At 60.0% G+C, this 14,209-nt stretch carries 13 protein-coding genes; 4 read left to right on the top strand and 9 right to left on the bottom strand.

Annotated elements, in window-relative coordinates:
* Positions 1-134: 134 nt before the first annotated feature.
* From pncB to ROSMUCSMR3_RS11150, 3 genes are all read left to right on the top strand, one after another.
* Complete coding sequence (pncB, locus tag ROSMUCSMR3_RS11160; RefSeq protein ID WP_081507365.1) at positions 135-1,427, top strand: nicotinate phosphoribosyltransferase; 1,293 nt, start codon at positions 135-137, stop codon at positions 1,425-1,427.
* Between the two features lie 35 nt (positions 1,428-1,462).
* Entirely contained in the window at positions 1,463-2,020 is a 558-nt protein-coding gene (locus ROSMUCSMR3_RS11155; protein ID WP_081507364.1) for a lysozyme inhibitor LprI family protein, read from the top strand.
* Between the two features lie 224 nt (positions 2,021-2,244).
* Positions 2,245-3,585: a flavin monoamine oxidase family protein gene (locus ROSMUCSMR3_RS11150; protein WP_081507363.1), complete on the top strand. Its 1,341-nt coding sequence runs from the start codon at positions 2,245-2,247 to the stop codon at positions 3,583-3,585.
* Between the two features lie 25 nt (positions 3,586-3,610).
* On the opposite strand, the gene ugpC is transcribed toward ROSMUCSMR3_RS11150, so the two are convergent.
* The 8 genes from ugpC to bhcA all read right to left on the bottom strand — a co-directional run bounded on the left by ugpC (position 3,611) and on the right by bhcA (position 12,310).
* A complete protein-coding gene (gene ugpC / locus ROSMUCSMR3_RS11145; protein WP_081507362.1) occupies positions 3,611-4,657 on the bottom strand; it encodes a sn-glycerol-3-phosphate ABC transporter ATP-binding protein UgpC in 1,047 nt (348 codons plus the stop codon).
* Positions 4,658-4,662: 5 nt separating this feature from the next.
* Entirely contained in the window at positions 4,663-5,499 is an 837-nt protein-coding gene (gene ugpE, locus ROSMUCSMR3_RS11140) for a sn-glycerol-3-phosphate ABC transporter permease UgpE (RefSeq protein WP_081508608.1), read from the bottom strand.
* 20 nt (positions 5,500-5,519) lie between these two features.
* Positions 5,520-6,401, bottom strand: coding sequence for a sn-glycerol-3-phosphate ABC transporter permease UgpA (gene ugpA / locus ROSMUCSMR3_RS11135; protein ID WP_081507361.1), 882 nt, complete (start codon positions 6,399-6,401; stop codon positions 5,520-5,522).
* Between the two features lie 37 nt (positions 6,402-6,438).
* The gene (gene ugpB / locus ROSMUCSMR3_RS11130; protein WP_081507360.1) at positions 6,439-7,752 is read right to left on the bottom strand and encodes a sn-glycerol-3-phosphate ABC transporter substrate-binding protein UgpB; all 1,314 of its coding nucleotides are present in this window, start codon (positions 7,750-7,752) and stop codon (positions 6,439-6,441) included.
* Positions 7,753-7,890: 138 nt separating this feature from the next.
* Positions 7,891-8,892, bottom strand: coding sequence for an iminosuccinate reductase BhcD (gene bhcD, locus ROSMUCSMR3_RS11125; RefSeq protein ID WP_081507359.1), 1,002 nt, complete (start codon positions 8,890-8,892; stop codon positions 7,891-7,893).
* An 11-nt stretch (positions 8,893-8,903) separates the two neighbouring features.
* A complete protein-coding gene (gene bhcC, locus ROSMUCSMR3_RS11120; protein ID WP_081507358.1) occupies positions 8,904-10,067 on the bottom strand; it encodes a 3-hydroxy-D-aspartate aldolase BhcC in 1,164 nt (387 codons plus the stop codon).
* Between the two features lie 68 nt (positions 10,068-10,135).
* On the bottom strand, positions 10,136-11,104 hold the full coding sequence (bhcB, locus tag ROSMUCSMR3_RS11115) for a beta-hydroxyaspartate dehydratase BhcB (protein ID WP_081507357.1): 969 nt from the start codon (positions 11,102-11,104) through the stop codon (positions 10,136-10,138).
* Between the two features lie 12 nt (positions 11,105-11,116).
* Positions 11,117-12,310 carry an L-aspartate--glyoxylate aminotransferase BhcA gene (bhcA, locus tag ROSMUCSMR3_RS11110; protein WP_008279759.1) on the bottom strand — a complete coding sequence of 398 codons (1,194 nt, stop codon included), beginning with the start codon at positions 12,308-12,310 and terminating at the stop codon, positions 11,117-11,119.
* A 214-nt stretch (positions 12,311-12,524) separates the two neighbouring features.
* On the opposite strand from bhcA, the gene bhcR reads away from it, so the two are divergent.
* A complete protein-coding gene (gene bhcR / locus ROSMUCSMR3_RS11105) occupies positions 12,525-13,367 on the top strand; it encodes an HTH-type transcriptional regulator BhcR (RefSeq protein WP_008279761.1) in 843 nt (280 codons plus the stop codon).
* Here bhcR and ROSMUCSMR3_RS11100 read toward each other — a convergent pair.
* Positions 13,339-14,205, bottom strand: coding sequence for a MurR/RpiR family transcriptional regulator (locus ROSMUCSMR3_RS11100; protein WP_037296881.1), 867 nt, complete (start codon positions 14,203-14,205; stop codon positions 13,339-13,341). The two genes, bhcR and ROSMUCSMR3_RS11100, sit on opposite strands and share 29 nt — an antisense overlap.
* Positions 14,206-14,209: the final 4 nt, after the last annotated feature.

Below are 14,209 nucleotides of genomic sequence, written 5' to 3'. Positions count from 1 at the left end.
TACCAAATTGGCCTGATTTCTTGTGTCTAGCCACGCAACAGCGGCCTTGCGTCGGGGCCAAGCCCACCAATGCGCCTTGCACGTGCCCGTCCGCTTTGATTTAACCGCTGCAATTGTCCCGCCGGAGGCCACCAATGGTCGATATCGCCACACGTGTGCATAATCACAAATGGAAAATCGACCCGATTGTCCGATCCCTGATCGACACTGATTTCTACAAGCTTTTGATGTGCCAATCGGTGTTTCGCAAACGTCGCGACACCACCGTTACCTTTTCGCTTATCAATCGCAGCAACGCGATCCGATTGGCCGATCTGGTGGACGAGGGCGAGCTACGGGAACAGCTGGATCATATCCGGTCATTGTCGCTGTCGCGGGGCGAAAGCACATGGATGCGCGGCAACATGTTCTACGGCAAGCGGAGCATGTTCACATCAGAGTTCATGGATTGGTTCGAGACGCTGCGCCTCCCGCCCTATCATCTGGAGAAGCGGGACGGACAATACGAGCTGACCTTCGAGGGCAAATGGCCCGAGGTGATGCTGTGGGAAATCCCGGCCTTGGCGGTTCTTATGGAGTTGCGATCCCGCTCCGTGCTGCACCACCTCAAGAAATTCGAGCTTCAGGTACTCTATGCCCGCGCCATGACCAAGCTGTGGGAAAAGGTCGAGCATCTGCGCCCGATCGAGGGGCTGCGCATTGCCGATTTCGGCACGCGGCGGCGGCATTCGTTCCTGTGGCAGGACTGGTGCGTGCAGGCCATGAGCGAGCGTTTGGGCAACCGATTTGTCGGCACATCGAATTGTCTGATCGCCAAGAACCGCGATCTTGAGGCGATTGGCACCAATGCCCATGAACTGCCAATGGTCTATGCCGCACTGGCCGAGGATGACGCAGGCTTGGCGCGCGCGCCCTACGAGGTGCTGTCGGACTGGCATGAAGAGCATGATGGCAACCTGCGTATCATCCTGCCCGATACCTATGGCACGCGTGGGTTTCTCGACAATGCCCCCGACTGGTTAGCGGGATGGACCGGCATCCGTATCGATTCTGGTGCGCCCGAAGAAGGGGCAGAAACAGCGATCAAATGGTGGACATCGCGCGGCGAGGACCCACGGCAGAAAATGGTGATCTTTTCCGACGGTCTGGATGTGGAGAGGATCATCGCGCTGCATCAGCGGTTCTCGGGGCGTGTCCGGTGCTCCTTTGGGTGGGGTACGCTCTTGACCAATGATTTTCGCGGGCTCACGCCCGATGATGCCTTGGCGCCGTTCTCGTTGGTGTGCAAGGCGGTGGCGGCCAACGGGCGGCCCACGGTCAAGCTGTCGGACAACCCGCGCAAGGCGATGGGACCAGACCAAGAGATTGCAAGGTATCGGCGCGTCTTTGGCGTGGGCGCACAAGAAGAGTTCGACGTGGTCGTCTGACGCGTGTCATATCCGGGCGTAGGAGTGATGAACACATGAACGGCATTCCAGGCACTAGCATCATTCGGCCTTTCGGACACAGGGCGGGGCAACTGGCGTTCGCTCTGCTTTTGGCCAGCAGTGGGGCGGCACAGGCCGAGCCGGTTTTCCTGCCCGATGCGACCCTTGCCTGTACCCGCGAGGCCGAGCGCCTTGCGCCCAACCTCTCGGGGCATGCGGTGCTTGATTGCGTCGGGCGCTCGGCGCAGACCTGCATGACGACAGACGGAGGAGAGACGACTATCGGCATGATTGACTGTCTCGACGCTGAATTGAAGCTGTGGGATGGACGGCTGAACGCGGCCTATGCCGCAAAGATGGATGCCGCCCGGGCGAGCGATGCCGAAATGGCCAGCATTGGCGCCAGCGTGCCATCCCTAGAGAACAGCCTGCGCGAAATGCAGCGCGCGTGGATGGCATTTCGCGATGCGGCCTGTCTCTATGAACAGGCGCAATGGATGGGCGGTACAGGCGGCGGGCCTGCGACCATGGCCTGCCACATGCAGGAAACCGCCCGCCAAGCACTTAGGCTAGAGGGTTGGTGGGCCCAATGACGCGCTGATCGGCCAAGCAATCAAACCGTAGTGCCAAGAAGCGGGTTTTATCCCGGTTCGCCGAACGCCCAAAATACTGTATCGTCAAGCAAGGCACATCAGAGCGAGATAGGTGTGACAGGACGGTTTGAGAAGCATGCGGTGATGATCCAAGTTCTTGCGCAAAAGGCCAACTTTTTGCAGACCGGGTGTAATCGGGGCGCTGTCGCCGCGGGTGTGTTCCTATGAGCGCCCGGCTGGGACGTCGCACGGTACTGGCGGGATTGAGCGCGGTCGCCTGTGCGGCAGGCCGCGCATCTGCACAAGACGGCACGCGAACGGTTGTCATCGGTGCCGGTTTGGCGGGCCTCTCGGCCGCGCGGGCCCTGCATGATGCCGGACAAACGGTCACAGTCCTAGAAGCCGGAGCAAAGGTTGGGGGGCGCATTCGCACATCGCGGCTATGGCCCGATATGCCGGTGGACCTTGGCGCAAGCTGGATACACGGGCAGCGCGGTAATCCCCTGACGGATCTGGCGCGTCAGAGCGGCGCGCGCGTGGTCGCGACAAGCTACAATGCGGCGATCCTCTTGGCGGCAGACGGCGCAGAGATCGATCCGGACATGCGCCCCGCCAAAACCCTGTTGCGCCGCGCCCTTGCCGCAACCGAGAACCGCACGCGCGACATTTCAGTGATGCAAGCGCTGGAGGCATCGCCCGAGTGGCAGAGTGCGGATGCAAGGCTGCGGCGTCTGGTGCTCTATCTGGTCAACAGCACGTTGGAGCAGGAATACGGCAGCCCCGCGCGTCTTTTGTCGGCGTGGTACGGAGACGAGGGCGCAGAATTCGGCGGGGCAGATATGCTCTTTCCGCAAGGGTTTGATCAGATCACCACAACGCTTGCGCAGGGGCTGGATATCCGGCTGTCCGCCCCGGTGCGCGAAGTGGCACCGGGGATGGTGCAGCTGGCCGATGGCAGCCGGATTGTGGCGGATCGGGTGATCTGCACCCTGCCGCTTGGTGTGCTGCAATCCGGGCGGGTGCGCTTTGCCACTGATTTGACGCGTGCGCGTCAGGCGGCAATCGACGGCCTGCGCATGGGTCTTTTGAACAAATGCATTCTGCGGTTTGACCGCATAGACTGGCCTCAGGACGTGGATTGGATCGGCTGGCTGGGCCCGCGTCCGGGGTTCTGGGGGGAATGGGTCTCGCTTGCGCGATCAATGGCGATGCCGGTGCTGATCGGGTTCAACGCCGCAGACCCGGCGACCGAGCTTGAAGGGTTCAGTGATCGTGACACCCTAGCTGCCGCGCATGACGCGCTCCGCGGGATGTTCGGCACGGGATTTCCCGCCCCACTGGATGCGCAGATAACGCGGTGGGGGCAAGAACCACTGAGCTATGGCAGCTATAGTTTCAATGCCGTCGGCACCACGCCTGCGACGCGGCGCGCTCTGGCCGGTCCAGATTGGGACGGACAGCTTTGGTTTGCGGGCGAGGCCTGTTCGGCGGACCATTTCGGCACAGCACATGGGGCGGTTCTGTCAGGACAGGACATGGCGCGGCGCATTCTCAAGGACATCTGAGACCCCAAGGGCTAGTGGCGGGTTTTCAAAGCCGCGCGCCTGTTTTGTGGTCAAACAGATGCATGTTTGAAGGCGCGATACCAAGGCGCAATTGCGCACCGCCTTGGGCCACCTGATGCACCCCCGGCAAGCTGGCGGTAAAGTTTTGCCCCCCCTCAAGTTTGCCGTGCAAAAGTGTGTTGGCGCCCAAAGGTTCGGCCAGCAAGACCTGCATGGCGATTGGCCCCTCGGGATCAGGCGTCAGATGTTCGGGGCGCATCCCAAGCATGACGGGGCCGCTATGGCCTCTGGGGTTGGGCAAGCCCGCATCACCAAGCCAGAGCGCGCCATCGCGCCCCTCGACCTCGAGCACATTCATCGACGGGCTGCCGATGAACTGCGCAGCAAAAAGCGTGGCGGGGCGTTCATAGACATCCAAAGGTGTGCCGATTTGTTCGGCGCGCCCTGCGTTCATCACGATCATGCGGTCGGCCATGGTCATCGCCTCGACCTGATCATGGGTGACATAAAGCGATGTGATCCCAAGCTTGGCCTGTAGTTCGCGGATTTCGAGCCGCATCTGCACGCGCAGCTTGGCATCAAGATTTGAGAGCGGTTCGTCGAACAGGAACACCGAAGGCGCGCGCACGATGGCGCGGCCCATGGCAACGCGCTGGCGCTGACCGCCTGAAAGCTGCCGGGGCTTGCGATCAAGGAGTTCGGTCAGTTGCAAGAGTTTGGCGGCATCCTGAACCTTGGCGGCAATCTCGGATTTGGGCAGGCCCGCGATCTTGAGGCCATAGCCCATGTTCTGCGCCACGCTCATATGCGGATAGAGCGCGTAATTCTGAAACACCATGGCGATGTCGCGGTCCATCGGTTCAAGATCATTCGCGCGGCGGTCGCCGATGCGCAATTCCCCCTCGGTGATCGTCTCAAGCCCCGCGACCATACGCAGGAGTGTGGATTTTCCACAGCCAGAGGGCCCGACGATGACGATGAATTCCCCATCCGCCACATCTAGGCTGACGCCTTGAATGACCTCGGTCGGACCAAAGCGTTTCTTGATAGCGTCGAGGGTTACGGTTGCCATGTCGTTTATTTCTCGCTGTCCACAAGGCCGCGGATAAAGAGTTTCTGCATCGAGATGACCACGACCACCGGCGGGATCATCGCAAGGATCGAAGTGGCCATGATCACCGGCCAATCGGCCACGTCATCGCCCGAGGGAAACATCTGACGGATGCCCATCACGATGGTGTTCATCGACGGGTCCGTGGTGATCAGAAGCGGCCAGAGATATTGGTTCCAGCCATAGATGAAGAGGATCACAAAAAGCGCCGCGATATTGGTGCGGCTCATCGGCAGGAGGATATCCCAGAAAAACTGCATCGGGCTGGCCCCGTCGACGCGCGCGGCCTCGGCCAATTCATCGGGGATGGTCAGAAAGAACTGCCGAAAGAGAAAGGTCGCAGTGGCAGAGGCGATGAGCGGAAAGATCAGACCTTGATAACTGTTGAGCATGCCAAAGCCTGCGATCACCTCATAGGTGGGCACGATGCGCACCTCAACAGGCAGCATGAGTGTGAGAAAGATCAACCAGAAGAACAGATTGCGCCCCGGGAAACGAAAATAGACAATGGCAAAGGCCGAGGTGAGCGAGATGATGATCTTGCCCACCGCGATGCCCACAGCCATGATCAGCGAATTGCCAAGCATGCTCAGCACCGGCACATTCACGCCGGAAAAGAGGGCTGCGGTGTAATTCTCGATCAGTTGGTCGCCGGGCCAGAGCGGCATCGGCGGGCGCACGATTTCGGGCTGCGTGACGGTCGAGGCCACGAAAGCCAGCCAGATTGGGAAAAAGATCACCAAGACGCCCGCAATCATCGCCAGATGCGTGAGCCAGAGGCCAAGGCCGCGCCGCTCTACCATGCCTGTGATTTCGCGGGCCATCAGTAATGCACCCGTTTTTCGATGTATTTGAATTGCAGCACGGTGAGCAGACCGACGACCAACAAGAGGATCACCGATTGCGCCGCGCTGGAGCCGAGATCCTGACTGACGAACCCGTCTGAAAACACCTTGTAGACGAGGATGGTAGTGGATTGCTGCGGGCCACCGGCGGTGATGGTGTGGATCACGCCGAAAGTCTCGAAGAACGCATAGACGATATTGACCACGAGCAGGAAAAACGTGGTCGGCGACAAGAGCGGCAGCACGATGGTGAAGAACCGCCGCCAAAAGCGCGCACCGTCAATGGCAGCGGCCTCGATGATCGAGCGGGGCACGGCCTGAAGGGCGGCAAAGAAGAACAGGAAATTATAGCTGATCCGCCCCCAAGCAGAGGCGGCGACAACCAATCCCATCGCCTCGGTCCCGTTCAGCACATGGTTCCAGTCATAACCCAACTGCCCCAGATACCACGACACCACGCCGACGCGGGTGTTGAACATGAACATCCAGAGCACCCCGGCGATGGCCGGGGCCACGGCATAGGGCCAGATCAGCAACGTCCGGTAGGTGCCCGCCGATTTCACCAGCCGGTCGGCCATGACCGCGAGAAAGAGCGCCGGGATCATCGACGCCAAAGTGACCAGCGTGGAAAACAACGCCGTGGTCACGAAAGACGCGCGGTAATAGGGGTCCCCGAGCAGGTATTCGAAATTTCCAAGCCCAACGAATTGTGACGAAAGGCCGAAGGGATCAGGAATAAAGAGCGACTGCCACACCGCCTGCCCTGCCGGATAGAAGAAGAACACCGCAGAGATGAACACCTGCGGGGCAATGAGGCAGAGCGGTAGCAACCAGCCCTTGAACGTGACACGTTTTTCCATCTGCGGTCAGGGGCCGGTTGCCCGGCCCCGCCCTGACTTAGCGGTTGGCTTGTTCAAACCGGCGCAAGAGCTGGTTACCACGCTCCACCGCCGTATCAAGTGCTGCCTGCGCGTCCTTGTCACCGGACCAGACCGCCTCTAGCTCTTCGTCGATGATGGCGCGGATTTGGTCGAAAGACCCAAGCCGCAGGCCCTTGGAATTCTCGGTCGGTTCCTTGGTGGTCATCTGCGTTACGGCAATATCCGTGCCGGGATTGGCCTCATAAAAGCCTGCGGCGCGCGTCACCTCGGCTGCGGCAGAGGTGATGGGCAGATAGCCGGTGTTCTGGTGCCATTGCGCCTGCACCTCGGGCGAGGAGAGGAAATTGAGAAAGGCCGCCACGGCCGTGTATTCTTCGGCCTCATGCCCCTGCATCACCCAGAGAGAGGCCCCGCCGATGATGGTGTTCTGCGGCGCGCCCTCGACCCCGTCCCAATAGGGAAGCGGGCGGATCTGAAAGTCAAACTGCGCCTCGGCTTTGACGCCTGCATAGCCAGCCGAGCTTTCGGTAAAGAGCGCACAGTCGCCACCACGGAAATTGGCACCCGCCTCGTTGCGGCGACCGGCGTAGATGAATTTGCCGTCCCTGGCCCATTCCCCCAGCTTGGCGATATGCTGCACCTGAAGCGGGCCGTTGAACACGAGTTCTGTATCAAGCCCGCCAAACCCATTGGCCTGCGTGGCAAAGGGCACATTGTGATAGGCCGAGAAGCTCTCGAGATGCACCCAGCTCTGCCAAGAGGTGGTATAGGGGCAGGCATGGCCCGCCTCTTTGAGTTGGCCCAGCACCGTATCAACGTTCTGCCAAGTGCTGAGATCGGTGTCAGGGTCGATGCCCGCACCCGACAGCGCATCGCGGTTCACATAGAGAACCTGCGTGGAAGAGTTATAGGGAAAAGACAGCATCTGCCCTTCGGGAGTGGTGTAATAGCCGGTGACGGCGGCGAGATAGGCGTTGGGATCAAACGGTAGGCCCGATTGCTCCAGCACCTCATAGACCGGTTTGATCGCGCCCTTGGCGGCCATCATGCTGGCGGTGCCAACCTCAAAGACCTGAAGGATATGCGGCTGTTCGCCCGCACGGAATGCCGCGATGCCAGCGTTGAGCGCCTCGGAATAATTGCCCTTGGGGGTGGCCGTGACCTTGTAGTCGCTTTGATCGGCGTTGAAGCCTGCCACTTGTTCATCCAGCAATTCGGCCAGCCGACCGGTGAACGCGTGCCAGAACTGGATTTCGGTCTGTGCGGCAGCGGCAAGCGGCGCAAGCGCCGTGGTGGCGGCAAGAATGGCGCCAAAAGCGAATTTAGACATCTGATCCTCCCTGTGGAACGCAGGCCTGGATCGTACCACCCGGCCGCGTCATGCGCGATCAAGCTACACGTAAAAAGAGAACAGGCAACCGTGGTGACGGCTGCCTGTGCAAATTTCGTCAAACTGTTATAAAGCGGATCAGCCCAAGGTTATGGGCGTTACAAGCCCTTGCTCGCGCGCCAGCTTGGCCGCGACCGACGCCACGGCGAGATCCTGAAGGCCGACGCCGGTGCCATCAAAGAGGGTGATTTCCTCGGCATTGCTGCGCCCCGCGTGGGTGCCGTTGATGACTGCCCCGATGGGGGTGATGTCACCCTCGGCAATCAGCCCTTTGCCCACGGCATGCTGCGCTTCACCGATGGTGATCGACTGTGCGATTTCATCGGCAAAGACCGTGGCACGGGCAAAGAGCGCCGGATCCACCTCTTGCTTGCCTTTGGTGTCTGTCCCCATGCAGGCGATATGTGTGCCGGGTTTGACCCAATCTGCCATCATCAGCGGCTCGAACGCAGAGGTGATCGTGATGATCACATCGGCCTGCGCGCCCAATTCCTCTTGGGTGACCGCCTCAAACTCCAGCCCCAGCTCCTTGGCGACTGCGCCAAGGCGCGGCAGCATGTCGGGATGCGGGTTCCACGCCACAACCTTTTCAAAGGGACGCTGCTCGACGGCGGCGCGCAATTGAAAGGCGGATTGGTGGCCAGCGCCGACCATGCCCAGCACCTTCGCATCCTTGCGCGCGAGATGCGCGATCGAGACCGAAGACGAGGCGGCGGTACGAATGGCAGTCAGGTAGTTGCCACCCACCAGTGCCGAAAGCCGCCCGGTGTCTGGATCGAACAGGAACACGGTGGACTGATGGTTGGTCAGACCCTTGTCCATATTGCCCGGCCAATAGCCCCCCGCCTTGAGGCCCAGCGACAGGCCAGAGCGGTCAAACCCCCCTTTGAATCCGTAAAGCGCATCGGCATGGCCGATGGCTTCACGGACCACGGGGAAGTTATAGGCATCGCCGCGCGCCATGGCGGCAAAGACCGCTTCGACCGCACCAAAGGCATCAGCCCGGCTGATAATCTTCTGGCAGATTTCCTCGCCGACGATCACGAAGCCGTCGGCGGCCACTTCTTTGTGGGTATTCATCCTGCCAGCCCTTAGTAGGCCCGGCCGCGTGCCGATACCGGCCACACGGTTTCGACCTTACCGTTCCGCACGCCGACATACCAATCATGCACGTTGCAGGTCGGATCGCAGTGACCCGGCACAAGGCGCAGTTTATCATTCACCTTGAGCACGCCATCGGGGTCGGCAACCACGCCATGCTCGTCCGAGCATTTGACATATTGCACATCCGTGCGCCCAAAGATCACAGGCAAGCCAGAGTCGACCGACTGCGCCTTGAGGCCCGCGTCAACGATGGCTTTGTCGGCCTTGGCGTGGCTCATGACAGAGGTCAGGATAAACAGTGCGTTTTCCCATTCGCCTTGGTCGATACGCTTGCCATCCTTGTCAAGGATACGGCCATAGTCAGCATCCATGAACGCGTAAGAGCCGCACTGAAGCTCGTTATACACGCCCGAGTTGCCTTCGAAATAATAGCTGCCGGTGCCGCCGCCGCCGACGATGTCGCACTCCAGCCCTTCGGCCTTGAGGGTGTCGACAGCATCTTTGACCTGCGCCACAGCAAGGTCGATCTTGGCCTTGCGGTCTTCGTATTTGTCCATGTGCTGCATCGCGCCTTGATAGGCTTGAATGCCCGCGAACTTGAGGCCCGGCGCCGCATCAATTGCCTTGGCGATTTCCACCACGGCAGGGGTGGTGGTCACACCACAGCGGCCTGCGCCACAGTCGATTTCCACCAGACATTCGATCTGGGTGCCGTGCTTTTGCGCAGCGGCCGACAGGTCCGCCACATTTGTCAGATCATCGACGCAGCAGATGGTCCGCGCGCCCAGTTTCGGCATGCGCGCCAGACGGTCGATCTTGGCGGGGTCACGCACTTGGTTCGACACCAGCACGTCTTTGATGCCGCCACGGGCAAACACTTCGGCTTCGCTGACCTTTTGACAGCACACACCGCAGGCCCCACCAAGGCTTTCTTGAAGGAGCGCCACATCAACGGATTTGTGCATCTTGCCATGAACGCGGTGACGCATGCCATGATCACGTGCCCAATCGCCCATCTTCTTGATGTTGCGCTCTAGCGCATCAAGATCAAGAACAAGGCAAGGGGTCTGAATGTCGGCCTCGTCCATGCCCGGCAGGGCGGGGATGTCATAGCCCACTTCGTAGGCGTCGAGATTGATCGTGTCTTTCATCGGATATCCTCCCAGAATTCGGGTTGTTCAGTTGCGGCGCGCGAGGATCGCGCGCCGAAGGGAATTGGTCACTTGATCCAAGGCAGCGTATCAAGATCGACGTTGCCACCCGTGATGATCACCCCCACGCGCTTGCCCGCAAAAACCTCGCGGTTTTTGAGGATGGTGGCAAGGGGCACAGCACAGCTTGCTTCGATCACGATCTTCATCCGCTTCCACGTGAGCTTCATCGCCTCGACGATTTCCTCTTCGCTGGCGGTCAGGATGTCGGTGACATTATGGCTTACGAAATGCCACGTATTCTCTTTGAGCGGCACTTTGAGGCCATCCGCGACGGTGTTTGGGGCGTCATCGGCGATGATGTGACCCGCCTTGAAGCTGCGATAGGCGTCATCCGCCTGCTCTGGCTCGGCTGCGTAGATTTCGACATGCGGCGCGAGGTTCGACAGCGTAAGGCATGTGCCCGACACCATGCCGCCGCCACCGATAGGCGCGATAACGGCATCAAGCGCGTCAACCTGATCGAGCAGTTCCAGCGAACAGGTGGCCTGCCCGGTGATGACGCGCAGGTCATTATAGGGATGTACGAATTCCGCACCTGTCTCTGCCTGCACCTTGGCGAACACTTCTTCGCGGCCGCTGGTCGAGGGTTCGCATTCGGTGATGATGCCGCCATAACCGCGCACCGCGTCTTTTTTCGCCTGCGGGGCGGTGCGGGGCATGACCACATGACACGGGATGCCCCGGCGCCCAGCAGCATAGCTGAGCGACAGTGCGTGATTGCCGGAGCTATGTGTTGCCACGCCCATCTTGGCCATTTCATCGCTGAGGCCAAAGACCGCGTTCGAGGCACCGCGCACCTTGAAAGCCCCCGCCTTTTGGAAGTTCTCGCATTTAAAGAACAGCTCTGCCCCGGTCAGATCGTTGAGATAAGACGAGGTCAGCACCGGGGTGCGGTGGATATAGGGTTTGATCCGCTCATGCGCGGCGCGCACGTCGTCGATCGTGAGGTCGCTCGGACTATGTTGATCCAGCATTTAGTCTTCCTTTCACGCGGCCTTTTCGGCCAAAACAGGCTTGGCGGTTGCGCGATAGTATTCCTGCGCAGCGATCACGCCAGACCCCATTTTAACGGGGTAATTCAGATCCGCCATGGCCATTTCAAGCGTCGCCAGACCAGAAAGCATCATCGACTCGGTCAGGCTCCCGAGATGGCCGATGCGGAAAGCGCGGCCATTCATCTCGCCCAAACCCACACCAAAGCTCATGCCATAAGTGCCAAACACACGCTCTGTCAGACGGTTGCTGTCAAAGCCTTCGGGCACGAAAACCGCGCTGACAGTGTCAGAGTACAGATCTGGCGTCTGTGCCACCAGTTTCAAGCCCCAAGCAGCAACCGCACGGCGCACACCTTCGGCAATCCGGGTGTGACGGGCATAGACATTGTCCAGCCCTTCCTCGAACAGCATGTTCAGGCTCTCGGCCATGCCGTAGATCAGCTGCAGCGGCGGGGTATACGGAAAGCCGCCTTTGGCATTTGCGCCCATCATATCACGGAAATCAAAGAACGTGCGCGGCAATTTCGCGGTTTCCATCATTGCCAGCGCCTTGGGGCTGACCGCAAGGATCGCCATCCCGGTGTTGAGCATGAAGCCCTTTTGCGAACCCGAGACCGCGATATCAACGCCCCATGTATCCATCTCGAAGGGCATCGAGCCCAGCGAGCTGACGCAATCGACCATCAAAAGCGCCGGATGATTGGACGCCTTCATCGCGCCACGAACGGCAGCGATATCAGAGCGGACGCCGGTCGCGGTCTCGTTATGGGTGACGAGAACGGCCTTGATGCTGTGATCCTTGTCGGCGCTCAGCGCCTCTTGGAAACGGTCGGCAGGCGCGCCGCTGCCCCATGGGCATTCGATGATCTGAACATCCAACCCATGACGTTGGCACATGTCGATCCAACGGTGGCTGAACATGCCATACCGCGCCACCAGAACCTTGTCGCCGGGGCTGAGGGTGTTGGTGATTGCCGCTTCCCAACCGCCGGTGCCGGAGGCGGGGAATGTGATGATCTCGCCCTTGGCAGTGCCAAAGACGGTCTTGCAGCCCTTAAGAACCGGGGCGAGCGTATTAACGAACGCGGGCGAGCGGTGATCCTGTGTCTGCACCTGCATGGCACGACGCAGCCGGTCGGGGATATTCGTGGGGCCGGGGATGAAAACCGGGTTTTGATCTGACATTGCACCATCCTCCTCTGAGATAGCGGTAATATGACGTGAGGCGCGTCGCTTTGCAATTTTCTTGAAAAGCATTTTCATTTTATTAATTAAATATCCAAATGCATGATTTTATTTGATTTTCATTTTTCCATATCTAATTCAAAGAATAACATGAAAATATTTTTTATTCTGCATACAATTGCCCACCAAGACCTCTAGCAAGGGAATCGCCACCATGACCCAGACCAAGCGCGCGCGCGGCCGCCCGAAATCGCAATTCGCCGATAGCAGCGCCGGCACCATGCAGGCGTTAGACCGGGCGCTGTCCGTGCTGACCGCCGTGGCGCGGCAAGAAGGGGTGAACTTGACGGATCTTTCGCTCAGCCTCGGCATTCCCACCGCCACGACGCATCGCATTCTGACGACCCTGCAAAAGCGCGATTTTGTGCGGTTCGACGAAGAGCGGCAGGATTGGACCATCGGGATCGAAGCCTATCGCACAGGGGTTGCCTATCTCAAGCGGACCAATCTGGCGGATGCGGGCCGCCCGGTGATGCGGCGCTTGATGGAACAGACCGGCGAGACCGCCAATCTGGCAGTACCGGATGGGGCAGAGGTGGTTTTCATCGGTCAGGTCGAGACGCAAAATCCGATCCGCGCCTTCTTTCCCCCCGGATCGCGCACGCCAATGCATGCCTCGGGAACCGGCAAGGCAATTTTGGCAGCCCTACCCGAGGATCGGCTGATGGCGCTTCTCAAGGGCGCGGGCCTCAAGGGATTCACCGAAGAGACCTTGATCACGCCGCGTGCCCTTTTTGATGATCTGGCAGAGACCCGCACGCGCGGCTGGTCGTTTGATCGCAACGAGAGGTATGACGGCATGTCCTGCATCGGCGCCGCGATTTTCAACGATCGTGGAGAGCCATGTGCCGGCGTGTCGATCTCTGGCCCCAGCAGCCGTTTTCGTGATGCCCAGATTTCAGAGTTTGGTGCGGCAGTGGCGCAGGCGGCGGTGCAGATCACCCATCTTATCGCTGGCAAGGGCGTGCTTATTTCTGAAACAACCGGGTCGCGTTAAACAGGGCATCCAGCTCTTCATACCGCTCGCGGGTGGCGGGCCAGCGTTCTTCTTGCACGGCGGCAATCAACGCCTCAAGGAGCATCATGGTCGAAATATTGGAATCCCAAGCCGAGGGGATTTCGACCCAGCAGTTAAAGGTATGGGTGGCCAGATCTGAAATCGGGCTCATCCATTGATCCGTGATCAACACCACGCGGACACCGCGCGCCGTGGCAATCTCGGCCAGCCGCATCAGGCTGGTTTCATAGCGGCGGATGTCGAACATCAAAAGGGTATCGCCCTTGGCCATATCCAGCACGTAATGCGGCCATGTGGCGGAGGACGAGGTCATGTGCGTGACCCGTCCGCGCACGGCCTGAAAATGGGTAAAGGCGTAATCGGCCAGCGCCCGCGTGATACGACCGCCAACCAGATAGAGCCGCCCGTCGGTATCGGCCAAAAGGCGCGCCGCCGCATCGAACCGGGCGCTGTCGATATTGGCAAAGGTTTGTTCGATGTTCTGCGTGACCGCCTGCGCAAATCGGTTCAGCGAATGGGTGGCGGGCGCCTCTGACGCCCAATTGGCGCGGCGTTGGGTTGGGCCGGATACCTTGGCCTCCAACTCTCGAAGCAGCGCCTGATGGAATTGCGGATAGCCTTTGAATCCCAGTTTCTGCACCATGCGGGCAATGGTGGGTGTGGACACGCCCGCATTCGCCGCGACGATCGTGATCGAGGCCAGACCCGCCGCCGGATAGCTGTCCAACAGCGCCTGCGCGAATTTGCGTTCGGATTGAGTGAGAGCGCTGTAATGCGCGCGGATCAGGTCGCGCACGGTTGGCGGGGGCTTGGTCACATCG

The sequence above is a fragment of the Roseovarius mucosus genome, assembly GCF_002080415.1.
GTDB classification, from domain to species: Bacteria; Pseudomonadota; Alphaproteobacteria; order Rhodobacterales; family Rhodobacteraceae; genus Roseovarius; species Roseovarius mucosus_A.
This window is presented reverse-complemented; position numbering and strand designations above follow the sequence as displayed.

Coding starts and splice junctions, on each gene's coding strand:
- pncB (WP_081507365.1), top strand. CDS start 135: ATGGTCGATATCGCCACACGTGTGCATAATCACAAATGGAAAATCGAC.
- ROSMUCSMR3_RS11155 (WP_081507364.1), top strand. CDS start 1,463: ATGAACGGCATTCCAGGCACTAGCATCATTCGGCCTTTCGGACACAGG.
- ROSMUCSMR3_RS11150 (WP_081507363.1), top strand. CDS start 2,245: ATGAGCGCCCGGCTGGGACGTCGCACGGTACTGGCGGGATTGAGCGCG.
- ugpC (WP_081507362.1), bottom strand. CDS start 4,657: ATGGCAACCGTAACCCTCGACGCTATCAAGAAACGCTTTGGTCCGACC.
- ugpE (WP_081508608.1), bottom strand. CDS start 5,499: ATGGTAGAGCGGCGCGGCCTTGGCCTCTGGCTCACGCATCTGGCGATG.
- ugpA (WP_081507361.1), bottom strand. CDS start 6,401: ATGGAAAAACGTGTCACGTTCAAGGGCTGGTTGCTACCGCTCTGCCTC.
- ugpB (WP_081507360.1), bottom strand. CDS start 7,752: ATGTCTAAATTCGCTTTTGGCGCCATTCTTGCCGCCACCACGGCGCTT.
- bhcD (WP_081507359.1), bottom strand. CDS start 8,892: ATGAATACCCACAAAGAAGTGGCCGCCGACGGCTTCGTGATCGTCGGC.
- bhcC (WP_081507358.1), bottom strand. CDS start 10,067: ATGAAAGACACGATCAATCTCGACGCCTACGAAGTGGGCTATGACATC.
- bhcB (WP_081507357.1), bottom strand. CDS start 11,104: ATGCTGGATCAACATAGTCCGAGCGACCTCACGATCGACGACGTGCGC.
- bhcA (WP_008279759.1), bottom strand. CDS start 12,310: ATGTCAGATCAAAACCCGGTTTTCATCCCCGGCCCCACGAATATCCCC.
- bhcR (WP_008279761.1), top strand. CDS start 12,525: ATGACCCAGACCAAGCGCGCGCGCGGCCGCCCGAAATCGCAATTCGCC.